The organism is Aerococcus urinaehominis, assembly GCF_001543245.1.
Taxonomy (GTDB): Bacteria; Bacillota; Bacilli; order Lactobacillales; family Aerococcaceae; genus Aerococcus; species Aerococcus urinaehominis.
In genome coordinates, this window is sequence record NZ_CP014163.1 from 769195 (window position 1) to 786953 (window position 17759).

The 17759-nt window shown below is 43.2% G+C and carries 20 protein-coding genes and 1 pseudogene; 7 read left to right on the forward strand and 14 right to left on the reverse strand.

Annotated features, from left to right (window positions below):
• Positions 1-28: 28 nt before the first annotated feature.
• Both pyrE and pyrF read right to left on the reverse strand, forming a co-directional pair.
• Positions 29-667 (reverse strand): orotate phosphoribosyltransferase, encoded by a 639-nt coding sequence (gene pyrE / locus AWM75_RS03295; protein WP_067978181.1) that lies wholly within the window; start codon positions 665-667, stop codon positions 29-31.
• Positions 660-1385, reverse strand: a complete 726-nt coding sequence (gene pyrF, locus AWM75_RS03300; protein ID WP_067978183.1) for an orotidine-5'-phosphate decarboxylase — start codon at positions 1383-1385, stop codon at positions 660-662. Before pyrF ends, pyrE begins: the two co-directional genes overlap by 8 nt.
• A 266-nt stretch (positions 1386-1651) precedes the next feature.
• Between pyrF and AWM75_RS03305 the strand changes: the two genes are divergently transcribed.
• Positions 1652-3010, forward strand: coding sequence for an FAD-dependent oxidoreductase (locus AWM75_RS03305; RefSeq protein ID WP_067978185.1), 1359 nt, complete (start codon positions 1652-1654; stop codon positions 3008-3010).
• Positions 3011-3117: 107 nt separating this feature from the next.
• On the opposite strand, the gene AWM75_RS03310 is transcribed toward AWM75_RS03305, so the two are convergent.
• The 4 genes from AWM75_RS03310 to AWM75_RS03325 form a co-directional block, all read right to left on the reverse strand.
• Positions 3118-4299 (reverse strand): M20 metallopeptidase family protein, encoded by a 1182-nt coding sequence (locus AWM75_RS03310; RefSeq protein ID WP_067978188.1) that lies wholly within the window; start codon positions 4297-4299, stop codon positions 3118-3120.
• Between the two features lie 64 nt (positions 4300-4363).
• Positions 4364-4813: a YaiI/YqxD family protein gene (locus tag AWM75_RS03315; RefSeq protein ID WP_067978190.1), complete on the reverse strand. Its 450-nt coding sequence runs from the start codon at positions 4811-4813 to the stop codon at positions 4364-4366.
• Positions 4814-5110: 297 nt separating this feature from the next.
• Entirely contained in the window at positions 5111-5431 is a 321-nt protein-coding gene (locus AWM75_RS03320) for a hypothetical protein (protein WP_067978191.1), read from the reverse strand.
• A gap of 48 nt (positions 5432-5479) precedes the next feature.
• A complete protein-coding gene (locus tag AWM75_RS03325; protein ID WP_067978194.1) occupies positions 5480-5767 on the reverse strand; it encodes an ArsR/SmtB family transcription factor in 288 nt (95 codons plus the stop codon).
• 105 nt (positions 5768-5872) lie between these two features.
• On the opposite strand from AWM75_RS03325, the gene AWM75_RS03330 reads away from it, so the two are divergent.
• Both AWM75_RS03330 and AWM75_RS03335 read left to right on the forward strand, forming a co-directional pair.
• Positions 5873-6949: a M20/M25/M40 family metallo-hydrolase gene (locus AWM75_RS03330; RefSeq protein ID WP_067978196.1), complete on the forward strand. Its 1077-nt coding sequence runs from the start codon at positions 5873-5875 to the stop codon at positions 6947-6949.
• A 12-nt stretch (positions 6950-6961) separates the two neighbouring features.
• Positions 6962-7699: an MBL fold metallo-hydrolase gene (locus tag AWM75_RS03335; protein WP_067978198.1), complete on the forward strand. Its 738-nt coding sequence runs from the start codon at positions 6962-6964 to the stop codon at positions 7697-7699.
• A 197-nt stretch (positions 7700-7896) separates the two neighbouring features.
• On the opposite strand, the gene AWM75_RS03340 is transcribed toward AWM75_RS03335, so the two are convergent.
• The 4 genes from AWM75_RS03340 to AWM75_RS03355 all read right to left on the reverse strand — a co-directional run bounded on the left by AWM75_RS03340 (position 7897) and on the right by AWM75_RS03355 (position 10641).
• Positions 7897-8166, reverse strand: a complete 270-nt coding sequence (locus AWM75_RS03340; RefSeq protein ID WP_067978200.1) for a hypothetical protein — start codon at positions 8164-8166, stop codon at positions 7897-7899.
• A 7-nt stretch (positions 8167-8173) separates the two neighbouring features.
• Positions 8174-9064: a zinc ribbon domain-containing protein gene (locus AWM75_RS03345; RefSeq protein ID WP_067978202.1), complete on the reverse strand. Its 891-nt coding sequence runs from the start codon at positions 9062-9064 to the stop codon at positions 8174-8176.
• A 204-nt stretch (positions 9065-9268) separates the two neighbouring features.
• Positions 9269-9847: a signal peptidase I gene (gene lepB, locus AWM75_RS03350; RefSeq protein ID WP_067978204.1), complete on the reverse strand. Its 579-nt coding sequence runs from the start codon at positions 9845-9847 to the stop codon at positions 9269-9271.
• Between the two features lie 167 nt (positions 9848-10014).
• Positions 10015-10641: a hypothetical protein gene (locus tag AWM75_RS03355; protein ID WP_067978206.1), complete on the reverse strand. Its 627-nt coding sequence runs from the start codon at positions 10639-10641 to the stop codon at positions 10015-10017.
• Between the two features lie 172 nt (positions 10642-10813).
• On the opposite strand from AWM75_RS03355, the gene AWM75_RS03360 reads away from it, so the two are divergent.
• The 4 genes and pseudogenes from AWM75_RS03360 (at position 10814) to AWM75_RS03375 (ending at position 14155) form a co-directional block, all read left to right on the forward strand.
• The gene (locus AWM75_RS03360; RefSeq protein ID WP_067978208.1) at positions 10814-11590 is read left to right on the forward strand and encodes a formate/nitrite transporter family protein; all 777 of its coding nucleotides are present in this window, start codon (positions 10814-10816) and stop codon (positions 11588-11590) included.
• A gap of 309 nt (positions 11591-11899) precedes the next feature.
• Positions 11900-12766: a bile acid:sodium symporter family protein gene (locus AWM75_RS03365; RefSeq protein ID WP_067978211.1), complete on the forward strand. Its 867-nt coding sequence runs from the start codon at positions 11900-11902 to the stop codon at positions 12764-12766.
• A 24-nt stretch (positions 12767-12790) separates the two neighbouring features.
• Positions 12791-13261 (forward strand): DUF202 domain-containing protein, encoded by a 471-nt coding sequence (locus AWM75_RS03370; protein WP_067978213.1) that lies wholly within the window; start codon positions 12791-12793, stop codon positions 13259-13261.
• 24 nt (positions 13262-13285) lie between these two features.
• A pseudogene (locus AWM75_RS03375) lies at positions 13286-14155 on the forward strand (formylglycine-generating enzyme family protein).
• A gap of 64 nt (positions 14156-14219) precedes the next feature.
• Here the strand turns inward: AWM75_RS03375 and AWM75_RS03380 are convergent.
• The 4 genes from AWM75_RS03380 to AWM75_RS03395 form a co-directional block, all read right to left on the reverse strand.
• Entirely contained in the window at positions 14220-14999 is a 780-nt protein-coding gene (locus AWM75_RS03380) for a (S)-acetoin forming diacetyl reductase (RefSeq protein WP_067978215.1), read from the reverse strand.
• An 82-nt stretch (positions 15000-15081) separates the two neighbouring features.
• A complete protein-coding gene (locus AWM75_RS03385) occupies positions 15082-16287 on the reverse strand; it encodes a M20 metallopeptidase family protein (protein WP_067978217.1) in 1206 nt (401 codons plus the stop codon).
• A gap of 12 nt (positions 16288-16299) precedes the next feature.
• Positions 16300-16755, reverse strand: coding sequence for a hypothetical protein (locus AWM75_RS03390; protein WP_067978218.1), 456 nt, complete (start codon positions 16753-16755; stop codon positions 16300-16302).
• Positions 16748-17548: a DUF3100 domain-containing protein gene (locus AWM75_RS03395; protein WP_067978221.1), complete on the reverse strand. Its 801-nt coding sequence runs from the start codon at positions 17546-17548 to the stop codon at positions 16748-16750. Before AWM75_RS03395 ends, AWM75_RS03390 begins: the two co-directional genes overlap by 8 nt.
• Positions 17549-17759 lie beyond the last annotated feature (211 nt).

Consider the following 17759-nt stretch of genomic DNA (forward strand, 5'->3'; position numbering starts at 1 on the left):
CACCCTTTATTAATTCCACAACCAGTAACTAATATTTTTGACTCCATAACTCGGGGTCATGGTGCCATTGAGCCAAGATTTTTTCTTGGTCTGGGCTAAAGATTTGATTTTGTTTAACAAGTTGGAGCAAGGCTTCATAATTTGTCAGACTCACTAAATCATAACCCGCTTGGTCAAAAGCTTGGCGACTTTTATCTAAGCAGTAATTAAAGATAGCTAGGCAGCCTAGGACCTGGCCACCGGCCTGGGCAACTTTATCAGCAGCTTCAATGACTGAGCCACCTGTTGAAATCAAGTCCTCTATCATAACGACCTTTTGACCTGCTAGCAGTTGTCCTTCAATCGCATTCTGTTTACCATGTCCCTTGGCCTGGCTACGCACATAGATCATCGGCAGGTCCAAGAGATGGGCAATGATAGCAGCATGAGGAATCCCAGCTGTTGCTGTGCCAGCAATCACTTCCACATCTGGATAGTGAGTCTTAATTAAATTTACTAAGCCAGTCTCAATTTCTTCCCGGCATTGGGGATGGGAAATTACTAGACGGTTATCACAATAAATGGGAGACCTTAAACCAGATGTCCATGTAAAGGGTTGGTCTGGTCTCAGGTTCACTGCCTGGATATCCAACAGAAGTTGGGCATATTTTTCAGTTTCTTTAGTCATTTAGTGCCTCCTGCCATGCTTGGCAAATGTTTAGATAGCTTTGATATGGGTCAGGTGCTTGCGTAATTGGCCGACCCACAACAATATAGTCACAACCATTTTGAGCAGCCTTTTCTGGTGTCATAATTCGCACCTGATCATCACGATTAGTATAGTTAGCTGGTCTAATACCTGGACATACAGTGATAAAATCTGGCCCAGTTGCTGCTTTGATTAATTTAGCTTCTCGTGGCGAGCAAACAACACCATCTAGCCCGGCCAAGTGGCTAATTTGGGCATAGTGACTGACACTCTCCTCTAGCGTACAAGTAATGAGTTGGTCAGCCTGCATCGTCTCTTGACTAGTTGAGGTCAGCTGGGTGACAGCGATTAATAGCGGCGACTGCTTACCCGCAGGTGTGCCGCGGTCCAAGCCTTCTTTAGCTGCCGTCATCATTTGCCTACCGCCAGCCGCATGCACATTAACCATGTCAACGCCTAGTTTTGCCAACTGGGTCATCGCACCCCCAACAGTGTTGGGAATATCATGTAATTTCAAATCTAAGAAAATATCATGTCCCCTGTCTTTAATAGTAGTCAATAAATCTGGTCCGACACTGTAGTATAAAGTCATGCCTACTTTGACATTTAGTGATTGATCTGGAAACTGGTCCAACCAATCTAAAGTCGCTTGTTTACTAGCAAAATCTAAAGCAATAATCGGTTTCCTCTTGTCCATAACGACCCCTTCCTAATACATAAAAAAAGACCCATCTAACTATCGAGATCGGTCCGGGGCATGAAAAAAGGGCGCAAACAAGCGCTTATTTTCTATGAGTCCCCTTCGTGTTTCTCGAACACAGTTAAGAAGATTTTTTAACTTGGGCAAGTTTACCTGATAATAAGTCGGGTGTCAATAGCTAATTGAGCGAAAAATTTGACTTAATAAGCAGATTTGTTACCATTAGAATGGTTCTAAATATAATATTTTTAAGGAGGATTATTATGAAATACGTTATTGTTGGGACTTCTCATGCTGGTTATGAGGCTGCCCAAACGATTTTAAAACAAGCACCTGAAGCGGAAATCCACCTCTATGAGCGTGGTCAACACCCTTCATTCCTATCATGTGGTATCCAGTCATACCTAGAAGGTATTTCTCAGTCACTTGATCAAATCCACTACGCTAACGAAGCCTCCTATAAGAAACAAGGCATCAATATCCATATCAATAGTGATGTTACTAGTTTCGATGCAGATAATAAAACAGTAACTGTTGAAACTGCAGATGGTAGCCACCAAGAATCATATGATAAACTAATCATTTCTCCTGGTGGTAGCGCTAGCCAGCTGAATATCCCTGGCAAAGATCTAGATAATGTCTACTTCTTAAGGGGTCGTGAATGGGCCGGTAAAGTTAAGGAACGTATGTCTGAAGCTAAAAAGGCTGTCGTTATCGGTGCTGGCTATATCGGTATTGAAGCCGTTGAAGCCTTTGCTAAAGCTGGCATTGATGTGACTGTCATTGATGTCTGCCCAAGTGTGCTTTATACCTACTTAGACCAAGAATTTATCGAAAAAATCAATAAGACCCTTACTGACCACGGTGTAACCATTAAAACTGGTGAATCTGTTGAAGAAATCACCGGTCAAGATGGCCTAGTATCTGGCGTCAAGACTGACAAGGCTACTTACAAAGCCGATACTGTTTTAATGACAGCTGGTATGACACCTAATACTGGTTGGTTAAAAGGCCTAGTCGAAATGGATGACCGGGGCTTTGTTAAGGTGGATAGCCACATGCAATCTTCAGTAGAAGATGTCTATGTCGCTGGTGATGCCACCCTCATCCCATTTGGCCCAACTGGTGAAAAGGTATCTATCGCTCTGGCTACCACAGCTCGGCGCCAAGGTGTTATCGCTGCCCTGTCAGCCCTGGGTCATGAAGCTAATATCCGTCCTGTCCAAGGTACCTCAGGTCTTACACTATTTGAATACCACTTTGCAACTACTGGTATTAAGGATAGCAATGCTGACCAATACCAAGGTCAAGTAGCTAGCAAGTATATCGAAATGCAAAAATTGCCTGACTTTATGGCTGACGATACACAAATTTTCGCTAAAATTCACTTTGATGCAGAAAGCCACCGTATTCTAGGCGGACAAATGATGTCTACTGCTGATATTACCGATTCAGTTAATACCCTTTCCCTAGCCATTGATGCCCATTACACCTTGGAAGACTTAGCCCAACAAGACTTCTTCTTCCAACCAGGCTATGATAAACCATGGCACTACCTAAATGTTTTAGCAATTGAAGCTTTGGGTGCTGAAGTAACTGGTGCTGATAAAATGATTTTCTAATTAACCAATACCAAATAAAAGAGCCTGGGGCATAAGTCCCAGGCTCTTGCTATTATACGAATGTTAGTAACATAGTCGGGCTCCAAGAAGCTCACGCCCTCTTTTATTTAAAATTGATCTTGATTTAAGTAAGCTAAGGCATACTGGGCATATAACTCCGCACCGACCTTAAGGGCATCCTCATCCACATTAAAGCGAGCGTGGTGGTGCGGATAATCTGTTTCTTTTTCCGCATTGCGGCAGCCTACTGTCGCAAAGGCACCTGGCACTAGTTGTGAGAAGATACCGAAGTCTTCACCACCCATAGTTGGTGGATTATGAATTAAGTGGTCCTCACCGAAGGACTCTAAAACTACCTTTTGGGCTAAGGCACTCGATTGGTCTTCGTTATCAACAAAGTCTAACAAACGGTCATAGGTCACTTCAACTTGGCCACCCCAGGCATCAGCAACTGCTTGAGCATAAGACTTAACTCCTGCTTCAATAATATCTCGGGTATCATTATCAAAGGTTCTAACTGTTCCTGTTAAGGTCGCATCATTAGCAATGATATTCCACCGGTCGCCACTCTCAAAAGTACCAATCGTTAAGACGCCTGATTTAAGCGGGTCAATGCGACGTGAAATAACCGATTGGACATTAGCCGCAAACTGGGCCCCCATGACCAAGGCATCTTTAGTCATATGTGGTTGGGCCGCGTGACCACCAAAGCCAGTAAATTTCACTTCAAAGCGGTCAGCCGCTGCAAAGCAAGGACCAGCTTCTACTGAAACCTTACCAGTTGGGTCAGGTGTCCAAATATGCATACCAAAGGCATTATCAACACCTTCAAGCACGCCTTGTTCAACAGCTTGTTTGGCACCCATACCAATTTCTTCAGCCGGCTGGAAGATAAAGCGCACTGTACCATGAATTAAGTCCTTGTTCTCATTAAGGGCTCTTAGGGCTAAAAATAGCATAGAGACGTGACTATCATGGCCACAAGCATGCATCTTACCTTCGTTTTGTGATTTATAATCCAGGTGGTCGTTAAGTTCATTAACAGGTAAAGCATCCATATCGCCCCGCAAAAGAACAGTTTTACCTGGATGGTCACCCTTAATCTCAGCCACTACGCCAGTTGGCTCTAAAGTCCGGTAAGGCACACCCAGTTCATCGAGTTTACTAGCAAAGAACTTGGTCGTTTCATATTCTTCATTAGATAGCTCAGGATGTTGGTGGAGATAGCGACGCATCTCAATCATTTCTGCTTCATGTGTTTGGATAAAATCTTTAATGGTTTGGTTCATACCATCACCTTGCCTTTCAATAGCTATACCTTAAATTATCGTACAATTTTATAAAAAATCAAGTCTACCGCTGTAACTCTTGGTCAATCACCTGTTCAAGGAAATAACTAAATTTATCCCGATCAGCCTGGCTAAAGGGTTTTTGCCCCTTAGTTTTGTAGCCAGCTTGGCGGGCCTGGTGGTGATAAAAACGTTGCGCCAATAAACCCTCAATATTTTCACTCGTGTATTCAAAGCCAGCCTGGGACAAAACACGAACTCTCGGCAAGAGGATAGCCGCTAGGCCATAATCTTGGGTAACCACTAGGTCCCCCGCTTGCACGAGACCAGCCAGGCGGAAGTCAGCCGCATCAGGGCCCTGATCAACATAAACGTATTTAACCTGGTCTGAAATTGGTGACTGACTATAATGGTCGATTGAAGTCACTATAATTAAATCTAGTTGATATTTATTTGCTAAGTAGGCTGTTTCTCCCTTAACTGGTGATCCATCGCCATCAATATAAATCTTCATCATTCACTCCTAGAGTAAGAAAGAGGCTGGGAATTTTATCCCAGCCTCACACCCTTTAGTTGGGCTCCGAGCAGCTGAACTGGCTGTCACTTCGCAAACCGCGACACATTATCTTGTAGATAATGATCACAGTTTACTCCAGTGCAGCAGTTCAGAGCGCAGCTCGTCACACCCTTTTTTAGTCGGGTTCGCTTTGGCAGACCAGCAGTCCTTTCACCCCACTCCAGACAATATCTGCGATATTGCTTGCCTGGGCTTCCAAAGATTCTCGTCTAAGCGCCAAAGCTCACACCCTTTTTAACTAATAAAATCTTCTACTAAGGCGTCTTCCTCAGGTGTTACCGCCCGGTAGCCGTCATTATAGAGGTCTTTAACATACCACTTATTATAAAAGAACAGCCACACTAAATTAACTAAAAAGCCAACAAAACCGCCACTGTCACCAATTAGACTACCAGCAGAGATTCCCAAGACAATATTAGTCACTAGCATAATAAAGAACCACTTCCAATTGCCTCTAAATAATGGTACAAAAGCACCGAAGAAAAAGGCGGTCCAAGATAGGCCCAGTTTTACCTGTTTAGTTTGGCCAGCAGGATTTGCTAAAACAACTTTCATAAATTAACTTCCTTTCTTAACGTTTGAGCTTAATATCGTTACTTTTTATTAACGTTCACGGATGTGGGTTAGACTTTGCTCTAAAATAGAGAAGACATGCAGGTCATCTAGTTCATAAATTTGCGATTTACCCTCCCGGTGTGACTTAACTAGGCGGGCATCCTTTAGTAAACGCAACTGGTGGGATACTGCAGACTGCTCCATATCTAAACCTTCGACCAACTGATTCACACTATGGGGTCCCTCTTTAAGTAAGAACAAAATAGCTACTCTACTAGGATAAGACACCATTTTAAACAATCGGCTCATCTCTTCAATCTCATTAGCTGTTACCATAAATAATCTCCTCTTCTGTTAAATTATAGCATATTCCATCCCCTTAGCTGCACGAAATAGATTGGCTGTGCTAAAATAACTAATAAATGACTAGGGGGAATTTATATGTCCAAGCAAAGATGGCAAGCAATTAAAAGTTTCACTGAAGTCCAAGGCACATCTGGCCGCGAAGGTCGGGTAAGAGACTTGTTTCGCACCCATATCAGCCCTTATGTTGATCAAATTGACCAATCACCACTAGGAAATCTATTTGCAATCAAGGGAGATTTAAATAATCATAAGCCCACCCTGATGATTGCAGCCCATCTGGATGAAGTCGGTTTTATGGTCAAACAAATTAAGCGTAATGGACTTTTAGAAGTGGTGCCACTGGGTGGTTGGAATCCTTACGTGGTCTCAGCCCAGCGTTTCACGCTGCAGACCAGGCAAGCTGACTATCCTTGTATCTCTACCGCCGTTTCTCCTCATCTACTAAGACAGACCAAGCAAAGCGGCCAGTTACAAATAGAGGATATCCGCTTTGATGCTGGTTTTACTAGTCAAGACCAAGCCTTATCATACGGTGTCCAGATAGGAGACCCTATTGTGCCCCAGGTCGAAACCATCCTCAGTGCCAATCCCGACCGTTTTATCGCCAAAGCTTGGGATAACCGCTATGGCCTCTGTGTGATTAGCGAACTATTAGCAGAGCTAGCTGGCCAAGAACTAGGTTGTAACCTCATCGTTGGTGCCTCTGTTCAAGAAGAGGTAGGTCTCCGCGGTATCCAAGGGGCAGTCCGCCACTACCAACCCGACGTCTTTCTGGCTGTTGACTGTTCAGCAGCTGATGATCTAGATGGCAACCCCCAAGCTCAAGGACAACTGGGGCAAGGATTTTTACTCCGCATGCAAGATCCTAGCCTCATCAGCCACGCTGGCCTCATCAATTATCTGCGCGACCTAGCTGATGAAGCCCAAGTAAGTTACCAGTACTTCTTTTCCAAGGGTGGTACTGATGCTAGCGCGGCCCATGTGCTCAATCAAGGGATTCCCGCATCTGTTATTGGTGTCTGTGCCCGCTATATTCATGGCCACCAGACTATGGCTAGCCTAAGTGACTACCAAGCCGCCCTAGATATTTTAAAATTAGCTGTCAGTCACTTTGATGCTGACCAACTCGACCAGATTTTGGCCCAGGCCTAGAAAAGAGGAAGCATGACCTTACAACAAATTTCTCCCCACGTTTATATTTATCCCACCGACCCAACAAGAGATCGACCAAATATCGGCTATGTTTGCGGTGAAGACCTGGCTGTCTTAATTGATTGCGGCAACTCAGCCGACCACCTGGAAAGTGTGCTTGAAGCGATTGAAGCAGCTGGTCTCATCAAGCCCCAGCTCGCCCTCATTACCCACTGGCATTGGGACCATACCTTTGGCATCCAGGCCTTCCATGACCAAGGCGGGATTAGCCTAGCTGAAGCAGCTACTAATCAGACTTTAAACAAGATGGCTGAATGGTCTTGGACTCCACAAGCCATGCAAGATCGGCTGGACCAGGGGATTGAAGCCCAATTTTGCCACGACTACATGCTGGTCGAATATGATAATCCGGAAAATATTCAAGTAGCCCCAGCTCGCATCAGCTATCAAGACCGGCTGGACCTCTCCCTAGGCGGTGTTCATCTTAAGATTGAACGTAAGGAAAACCCCCACACTGACGATGGTGTCGTTATCTTTGTAGAAGAAGACCAGGTGCTTTTTGTCGGCGACGCTGATTCAGGAAACTTTTATGAACTTGACGGTGGTTATCGTCCCGAAGAATTTTTTGCTTATATCGCAGACATTCAAAATATCCCCTACCAACAATATGTTCATGGCCATGTACCAGTCCTGACGAGCCGACAAGCCGTTGAAGATTTTTGGCAGGCCATTGAGACAGAGGAACTTTAGGTAATTGGCTAGCGGCAAAAACGCGCCTAATAAAAAGTTGAGCCCTGGCACCCTCGCTTGGTGGTGTTTCCTAAAAAACCGGCTGATATTCAAAAGATATCAGCCGGTTTTTGCTACAAAAGTCACTTCCTAAGGCCCTTCGTCAGTCTTACTTACCCACCACTAATGGTTAGTAGCAGTATGTCAGTTTTATATGACTAATTTTTTTTGCTCAAAATCGCTAATAAGCTAGCAATTGGTGCTAATAAAAGGCCAATAATTAAAGCGTAGCCGGTTGCGGTTAAGTTATCAAGGCTAAAATCACTCAACCAAGCAAGGACGTTATCTCCTAGACCAGTAGAGATTAAATAGGTCAAAAATATAAGCGCAGCCAAGGCTAGTAACAGCTGTAAGCTTGCACTTAGGAAGGCCCAGCCTGCTTTTTTAAGCACTACAGCTAATATCGTCACAATTGGTAAAAATATCATACCTAGGTTAAAAAACCTGGAGTGCTGTCCGTCCAAGTTTAGCTGTTGCCAATAGGTCTGCTACCCTAGTCGATTGAAAATAATGGTTACCGGCACTAGTAATATCGATTAGCCGGTTGAGACTTTCAATTGTTGTCGTAATAATATCATTAAGACTCGCTGTTGAAAAAATTTGGAAGCCTCTGGCTATATAACCATACATGCTTAAGAAACTAGCTACAATGGTTGCAATAAACCAGGGCTTTGTCGCTTGTTTAGACTTGGTTTGGTGTTTAGACCTAACTTGGTTACTTGCTTGCTTATGGCGACTAGCCAGCTGGTCTTGGAGGGACTTTTGTCCTTCCTGCAGGTTTTTAGCCCCCTGCTGGCTAGCTTGGATAATACGATCATTCAGCTGGCTGGTCTTGCCCTTTTCTTTAACGGCTAATACATAAATGCCACCAGCTAGCCCCAAGGCAACAATGACGCCCACAGCGCGATTAAAAATAATAAAAGTAAAAATAACTAAGGCAAAGCTGGCTAAAACTAAAGTTAAATTATTAGCTAAAAAATCTTGCAGATAACGTTTATTCTCATCTTTGAAATTCAGCTCAGCTAGCTCTTCCTTCAATTGATCGGTATTCACACTAAAAATGGGTGCTTTAGTCGTCCTGGCTGATTCCTGATTATCAATTTTGTCTCCGCCACTTACTGGCTCACTCGCTTGGCTGTCAGTAGTAGCCGCCACTGAACCGACTTGAACTTGACTTTGAGCGTTATCGTCTGTAATCAACTCAGTATTTATCTGAGCCTCTTGCTGGCTATCATCTAGTGGCGGCTGCTCGATGCCACAGGACGGACAAAATTTAGCAGCTTGTGGTAATGATTGACCGCAATTAAAACAATACTTCTCTTTCATTGGTTAACCCCCTTCACTTATGCTTTATCTTAGCATAGGAAGGGAGATAAAAAAATATTCTTTTAGACCAGGCTTAAACCAGCAATCACCCAAGCACTAGTCTTGTTAAACTTCCTAAATAAAAAAAGCTGAGGCCGGCGCCAGTCTCAGCTTTTTTCTGTATTTAGCATTGTTTAACACGTATGACTAGCAGGACGGGCTAAGTTACTCAGCCACAATTTGCCCACTTTGAATCTCATAGTTAGGCACACTGCCAAAATCATCAGTCGGCCAAAATTCATACTTAATCTCACTTAATTGGTCTAGGTCTATAAAGCCAAAATAACGTGAGTCATTGGAATTCTGGCGATTATCTCCCATGACAAAGGCCTTCCCTTCTGGCACTTGACTGCTACCAGTTAACTGAGCGAGATCAAAATCGAAAGTATTCGGTCCGTCAGTTGGGTTAAGAGACTTATCAATATAGGGCTCTTCATAGGGTTGGCCATTTAAATATAAGACATCGTTTTTAAAGGCAATATGGTCACCAGGCAGGCCAATAACCCGTTTAATATACTTATCGCCACTACCATCCGGGGCATCAAAAACCACGACATCAAAATGCGAAATATCAGTTAGCTGGGCATCTAGTAAACGGTCACCATCCTGGAATGAACTTTCCATAGATTGTCCCGATACCCGGACCGGTCCCGCTACATATTTAAATAATAAAAATACTGCTGCAAAGGTTACCACTACTATCAATACATTAATTAATAATTCTTTCATCCAGTTGTTTTTCATCTAATCGCTCCTTTAGTTTCTATAATTATATCATGGAGTGGATAAGCATAGGCTTGATTTTAACTTAAAAATATCCGTAAGAAAGTGTGTCAAAATAAAAAGCTGCGACATAAGTCACAGCCCCTTCCATATGCTTCAGTAATTCACAATAAGTAAACAGTCAGTGATTATTCAACAGCCTGCCATTGGCCTGTTATTGGATCTAAAACCTGAGTCACCTGGCCGCTAGTTAAATCTCGTTGCCTAATTTCTACCAGATTAGCCACACTAGCATCTGGATTATCACGTCTAACCTCTTCTTGAACCGTGTATTCATCGATAGGGGTTGTAATGATATAATCTGTCTCCTCTTGAGCACTTGGCTGATCTACTTGGCTAGTTTCAGTTACGGCTTGGTCAGATTCATGGTCTGCTGGTAGTGTATCAGAAACATGCTGATTCTCATTTTCAACATCAGCTTCACTTGAACCATAAGATTGGTAGTGCCCGGCTAAATGACTTGACGGTTCATCAACTGCTGGTGTTAGCGCTGAAGGCACTTCAGGACTATCTACTGACTGGCTGGTTTGATTATTATGACTAACAAGTTGGTCTTGTTTAACAGGCTCACTAAATGTCGATACTTGATCTGTCTGGTGTGCAGCTTGACTCATTTCTTTGTTAGCCTGGTTTTGACCTAGCAAATCTACGCTGGTTGGTTGATCGTTTGTGGTCATTTGACCAAGAGGCGCCGCCTGAGCGCATCCTGCGGCTATTAGGGAGCTAATAATAATAAGGGCTAAATGTTTTCTCATGATGGTCCTCCCCTTTATCTGTTTGATTACATATATATTGTAACACATTTGTAACAAAATGTAACCTATTTGCAATTATAAATAAAAGCCCTTTCAGAAAAATTTTGTTATTTACTGTTTTCAACTAGTAAATTTGATATGATAGCCCTAACAATATATCTGGAGGTTTACCATGAATGAATTAATTGATAAGGCTGCCCAGAAAAAGGTAGGGCTCCTAGTTGCTAGCCCTCTCTCTTATTGCCTGAGAGCGATATTTGCGGGTATTTTCCTAACTTTTGGTACGGCCGTGGCAATGATGATTGCCAATAATCTTTACCACCTGGATCCTGCTATCGCTAAAATTGCCTATGCCCTACTCTTCCCCTGGGGGCTAGTAATGATTATTATGATGAATGCCGAGCTGGCTACTTCTAATATGATGTATACCAGCTATGCCACTGGTCGCGGTTCGATTAGTATCGGTGACCAGGTCAAAGTCTTGTTAACATGTACCACTATGAACTTGTTGGGTTCGGTTGTAATAGCCTGGGCTCTAAGTCAAACTGCTATCTTCAATCAAATTGACGATAGCCATTATCTTTTTTACAGTGTCCAAACTAAAATTGATAAGGCCTGGGGGCTAGTCTTCTTTGATGCTATCCTAGCCAATATTTTAGTGAATATTGCCATTGTTGGCTCCCTACGCATTAAAGAAAATGCCGCTAAGATTATCTATATAATCGGTGTGATTTTTATTTTCGCCTACTTTGGCTTTGAACACGTTATCGCCAACTTCGGGTCTTTCTCTTTAGTTGCCTTTACTCAACCACAAGTTGTCGATAATTTCCAAGTAACAAGCATCTTAATACACTGGCTACTGGCCTTCCTAGGCAATTTTGTTGGTGGCGGCCTCTGCATCGGTTTAGCCTATGGTTGGCTAAATAAACACCAAGAATATTTAGATTAATAGCCGTATACCAGGAGCCTGGGACATAAGTCCCAGGCTCTTAATATTAGATGAATATTATCAGCATAGTCGGGTTCGAAAAGTCAGGGCTGGCATGCGTTTCCCAAAACCCGATACCATATCTGCGATATTGGTCTGATTTCTTCCAGTGGGCCATGCCTGAACGCCGAGTCTCGTACCCTCTTTTTTTCGACTTCTTCCTAATCTATTTGCCTAACATAAACTCCACCATTATCCTAAAATGTTTTTTATTTGGTTAAGTAAACATTTATTGTTAAGATTAATTTAATTTTTGAAAGGTGGTATTCTATGTCAACAATCATAGACTTTTTACTTAATATAATTAGCAGTATTACAGATTTTATTTTGCCTATTTTTGTTTTTCTTTTAGTATTAAATGTCGGCCTCTCTCAAGATTTGAGTCAAGTCTGGCAAACTGTCAAAAAAGATTGGCGTTATATGGCCGGTTTGGCAGCTATCAATTACCTACTTGTCCCTTTTTTGATTCACTGGACCCTACCACTCATTGGAGCCCCGGCTGCCATTGAGGCTGGTTTTCTCCTCTATTTTATGACCTGTGGCGCACCCGTATCGGTTGCCTTTATCGATGCGGCTGATAACGACGATAAATTTGGTGGTGTGGTGATGTTGGTCATGGTTGTCGTGATGATGATTTTCTTACCAGTGGCCATGCCCTTCTTCATTGATGGCTTGTCAGTCCCAATTGGACAACTATTTGCGAATATTGCCCAAAGCATTTTAATACCACTCTTAATTGGCTTAGCCATTAATTACTTTTCTAGCACCACGGCTAAGAAAATTCAGGCTTATATCGCCCCAGCGAATAGTATTATGCTTGACATTGTTATCTATGGTAATATCATCGCCAATATCCCACAAATCATCGGTCTACTTGGTACTGGTACGCTAGCCTATGCAGCTGTCATGAATATTTTAATTATGGTGGCTAGTTATTTTATTTTCTTCCGTCGCTCTGAAGGTAAGCAACAAATAGCTGCCCAAATGACCGGGATGAGAAATGCTGGTATTTCGATGTTGCTCGCCTCAACCAACTTTCAAAATCCAGATGTCCTTATGATTATTGTTGTGATTTCTTCTATCGGAACAGTTCTTGTTCAGTTTGCTAGCCAAATTTTTGCTAAAATAGATAGTTAGAGTAACCAATAAAGGAGAATGATTTTGTCAAGAACGGATGATATTAATAAGCGACAAGACCAAGCCATCAAGGACCAAGAAGAAGAAATTCAATCCCTGTCTGACCAACTCGCCAAAATCCGCACCGATTTAGCTGATGAGCGCACTGTTTTTGCCTTCAAGCGCACACTTTTGGCTGGTGAACGTAATGCTCTTGCCTGGATTCGCACCGGTTTTTCTATCGGCTCAGCTGGTTTTGCCATCGGTACTGCCCTAAAAAACACCAGCTATGGCCACTACGCTTTTGCTGTTGCCCTAGTCCTGTTACTGTTAGCAGTTATTGCTTTCTTATATGCTTGGGTAGATTATTTATTTACGGTACGCTTCCTTAAAGACCAATTTAAAGAAGCCAGAGATGGTGCCAGGGTATCCAAGCGTCGTATCATTTGGATGACTTGTTTTATCGGCTTATTACTATTTACTGTACTTTTCGCCTACTCGATGCTATTACTTTAATCACGACCAGAAAGGAAGGTTAAAATGGATTTTGTTAATATTAAGGGCGGCCAATTCCTGATGGGGGCTGATGACCAGACCGGTTTTGCCCCCGACCTGGAGGGGCCGAGTCGTTTAATCACTGTAGCAGACTTTGCCATTAGCGATACCACTGTCACCAATCAAGACTTTGCTGATTTTTTCCGGGCTACTGGTTACTTAACAGATGCTGAGCGCTATGGTAGATCCTATGTCTTTTATTTACTTCTTCCAGCTGACCAAAGAGACCACTTCCCTAGTCCAGGTGGATCGACCTGGTGGCTAGAAGTGCCTCAAGCCTCTTGGCGCATGCCCGAAGGACCGGGGTCTAGTATTGCTAAGCGTATGGACCATCCTGTGACCCATGTTTCTCGCAATGATGCCTTAGCTTATTGTCAGTGGGCCAATCTGGATTTACCTACCGAAGCCCAATGGGAATATGCTGGTCGTGGGGGTAAAGAGGGACTAACCTTTCCATGGGGCGATGATAAAGAGCCTAACGGCCAACATATGGCTAATCTCTGGTAGGGTGACTTTCCCAATACGAATAGCCTAGCAGATGGTTACTTAGGCACTGCCCCCGTCAAGGCCTTTCCGGCTAATGATTATGGTCTCTATCAAATGATTGGCAATGTGTGGGAATGGTGTGCCAACCCGGCACCAGTGGACTTAGACTACTTTAACCAACACTCTACCCAAGAAATTGTCACTAATCATAGAGACTATAGTCAAGCTGATTACGCCCAAAGAGGCGGTTCCTTCCTTTGCCATCCTTCCTACTGTCGTCGCTATCGCTTAGCTGGCCGTAACCATAACTCAGCCACATCCTCTACTTCTAATAATGGCTTTAGAGTTGTTAAAAATACATTCAAATAACAAAAAATCCTGGCGCAAAGACGCCAGGATTTTTAATTATCGCTTATAAACCTATATAAGCTAATTAGTGGAATTGCATACCACCATCAACAATAATTGTTTGACCAGTAATATAGTTAGAATCTGGTCCTGCTAGGAAGGATACTGCAGCAGCTACATCTTCTGGTTCTGACAAGCGACCCAAAGTAATGTCTTTAGCGAATTGTTGCATACCCCATTCATCATCCTTGCCGGCATTTTTACCAACTTGGTGGGCGATATCAAACATCATTGGCGTCTTAACGATACCTGGTGCATAAGCATTAACCGTAATATTCTTCTCTGCTAGGTCACGGGCTGTCGTTTGGGTAATACCACGAACGGCAAATTTGGTACCTGCATAAAGCGCAAGGTTAGGGTTACCAACAACGCCTGTTTGAGAAGTTGCATTGATGATTTTACCGCCGTTACCAAATTTATCAAATTGTTCAACGGCTGCTTGCGTGCCCCAATAAACACCACCAACATTGATGGCATAAACTTTTTCAAATTGTTCAGGAGTAATTGTGTCAATTGGTGTCGTTGGTCCTAAACCAGCATTATTAACCAAGACATCAAAGCGGCCGTATTTATCGGCAGTTTGTGCAATGGCTGCAAAAACCTGGTCGCGGTCTGAAACGTCCACTTTGACAAAGCTAGCTTCCTGACCTTGGTCGGCAATTTGATCGACAGTTTCTTGACCTGTTTTCTCGTCCAAATCAGCGACTGCCACTTTAAAACCATCACTTGCTAGGCGTTTGGCAATCGCCCGGCCGATTCCTGAACCAGCACCAGTAACTAAAGCAACTTTTTCTTCTACTGACATAAGCTTCCTCCATTCAATGACTTTTGCAACGTTTACAAACAAAATTATACTACTTTAGTAGAACCTCTACAATTATTAACTGCTATTTGGCTTTTAAGTAGTCAAGCGCCATTTTAACAAAGGCGGCTGTCCCCATATACATAAGGTCTTCATCAATATCGAACTTGCTATGGTGGTGGCCATGGAAACTGCCATCTATCAAGCCCGGGTTAGCCAAGAAGAAGAAGGCGCCTGGTGCTTCTTTGAGATAGTAGGCAAAGTCTTCGCCCCCCATTAAAGGATCAGTTAATTCATGTAGCTTATCCGGACCAAATAGGTCTTTTAAGGAGGCCGTCAGGATTTGACTAGCCTGAGGGTCATTAATAACAGCAGGATATTTGTAGTCGTAGGTTAATTGGCAATCAACATCCATAGCCTGGCCAATGCCAGTAGCAATTTCCTGTAAACGACTAGCGATTTTCTTGCGCACCTGGTCGTCAAAGGCCCGCACTGTCCCCTCTAACTCAACTTTATCAGGGATAATATTCTGATTATAACCACCCTCAACCCGAGTAATTGAAACCACAGCCGGTGTGGTTGCTTTTATATTACGGCTTTTAATGGTTTGGATGGCTGTAATCAATTGACCGGCGGCTGCAATCGGATCGCGCGAAGATTCTGGGTAGGCGCCGTGCCAGCCCTGTCCTTTAACCTCAATGAGAAAGCGGTCCATGGAAGCCATCATAGGTCCCTGACAATAGCCAATTTTACCAGCTGGTGTATTAGGATCAATATGGCCAGCATGGAAACCAGTCACCATGGTCACCTGAGGGTTTTCCATGGCCCCTTCTTTGATCATCGGCTCAGCGCCACCTGGGTACTCTTCTCCCGGTTGAAAAAGTAATTTTACTGTCCCGGCAAAGGCTGACCGATTAGCTTGCAAAATTTTAGCGGCGGCAAGTAGCATAGCCACGTGACTATCATGGCCACAAGCATGCATGTTTTTATTTTTAGAAGCAAAGTCATGGCCGGTCGCTTCTTGAATTGGTAAACCATCCATATCAGCACGCATAGCTAATACGCGGTCTGGTCCTGACCAAGCCGGGTCGCCTTGACCTTCGATGAGCGCCACAATCGCATTGCCATTAACATAGGAAGCATCATAAGAAATACCTAAATCATCTAGTTGCTGGCTGATATAGGCTACGGTCTGGGGTAATTCTAAACCTAGTTCCGGACATTGGTGGAGATCACGACGCCACTTAACTAGAGCTGCTTGTTCGGCTTGGGCTAATTTTATAATATCCATTAAAATGACCTCCTAAAATATTCTAAATAGGATTTCTGAGAAAATCACACACATCAAAACAGTACCAATAATTACCAAAATAGAGACAAGAACCCCACGCCAACCAATGGTTTTGAAATCATCCCAGTCGTGGCCAATAGTGACACCAGCATAGGCTAAAATTGGTGTACATAAAGCTAGCAAGCTAACCTGGTCAACTGCACTAATCACTTGATTAGATAAGGGGCTCCAAGGCATAGAGAATAAAATAGCAAATAAGGTAATATAAGCCACAGCAGGAATATCAAGTGGTATCAGTGGTTTCACTACAAATCCTGCCAACGTAAAGAAGAACAGCCAGGCTAGACCGGGTAGAGAACCGACTAGGTCTGCCCCCCCGATTAGGTTACAAACTAATACTGTTAAGCTAGTAATGATTAGTATGAGTAACCAATCAAGGATCTGATGACCAAAATTTTGCTTAGTCATTTTGTTTACCTCCCTTTAACATCTTATACCACCATTCAGTAAAGGGGAGACCAATAAATAATGATGTATAAATAGCAATAACTGTTGAAACAACATTAGAGGCAGCAGCATAGGCTTCTAGTACCTGGGCCTGGTCCGGATAATTTTCAATTAAAGTACCTAAACCGCCAACCATCATGGAAGCTGACCCGATTCCTGAGGCTAATGCAAGGCTACGTGGCGAAATAAAGGGTAGTGTCGATAGGAAAGACACTAGCATGGAAACAGCTACAACGCCAAAGACCGTTCCCACAATATAATTAACCATAACGCCCCTAAATTCAGCTGATTCGGCCCCATACTTTTCACTAATTAAAGTCACATTAGCTTCCCGACTAACACCAAAGGTCATGCCAATCGCTTCTCGCGACATACCAAAAACTAAAATGGCTAAGGGTAAACTAAACAGAGAAGAGAATCCTTCCCCTAAATTTTGTAAGGCCACTGGTAGACCGGCTGCCAGAATTTCATTTAGAGAAGCGCCTGAAGAAACACCAAGTTTCGCCATTAAAAGCCCACCAGCTAAGGCCATGGCTGTAGCGGCATGACCAACATTCTTTTCTGATAACACCGCTTTTTTAGGAGCTATATAAATCACTGCCATTAAAATCATGGACCAAATCAAGGGTGCAAGGGTGAAGGAAAAACGACCTAAAGGCACCCTAACAGGTCCAATTAATTCAGCAACAATTGAACTGACAAAGACCAAGGCGTGTAAACGCCAGTCTCGGCCAGCTGTTAAGGAAGATGACATAATAAAACCTCTTTTCTTAATTCTTTTTTAATACATGCCTCATATTATAGACGCTTAATCCGTTTTCAACAAGCCAACATTAAATACTTGCCCTTAATTTTAGGCTGAGACTTTACAACCGCCAATAAAGTTAGCTATAATAACCACGTTACTGGCCAGTAACCCTACGATTCTTCAGTGGATTAGCCACTCTTTGTCCTTTGGTCGTAGG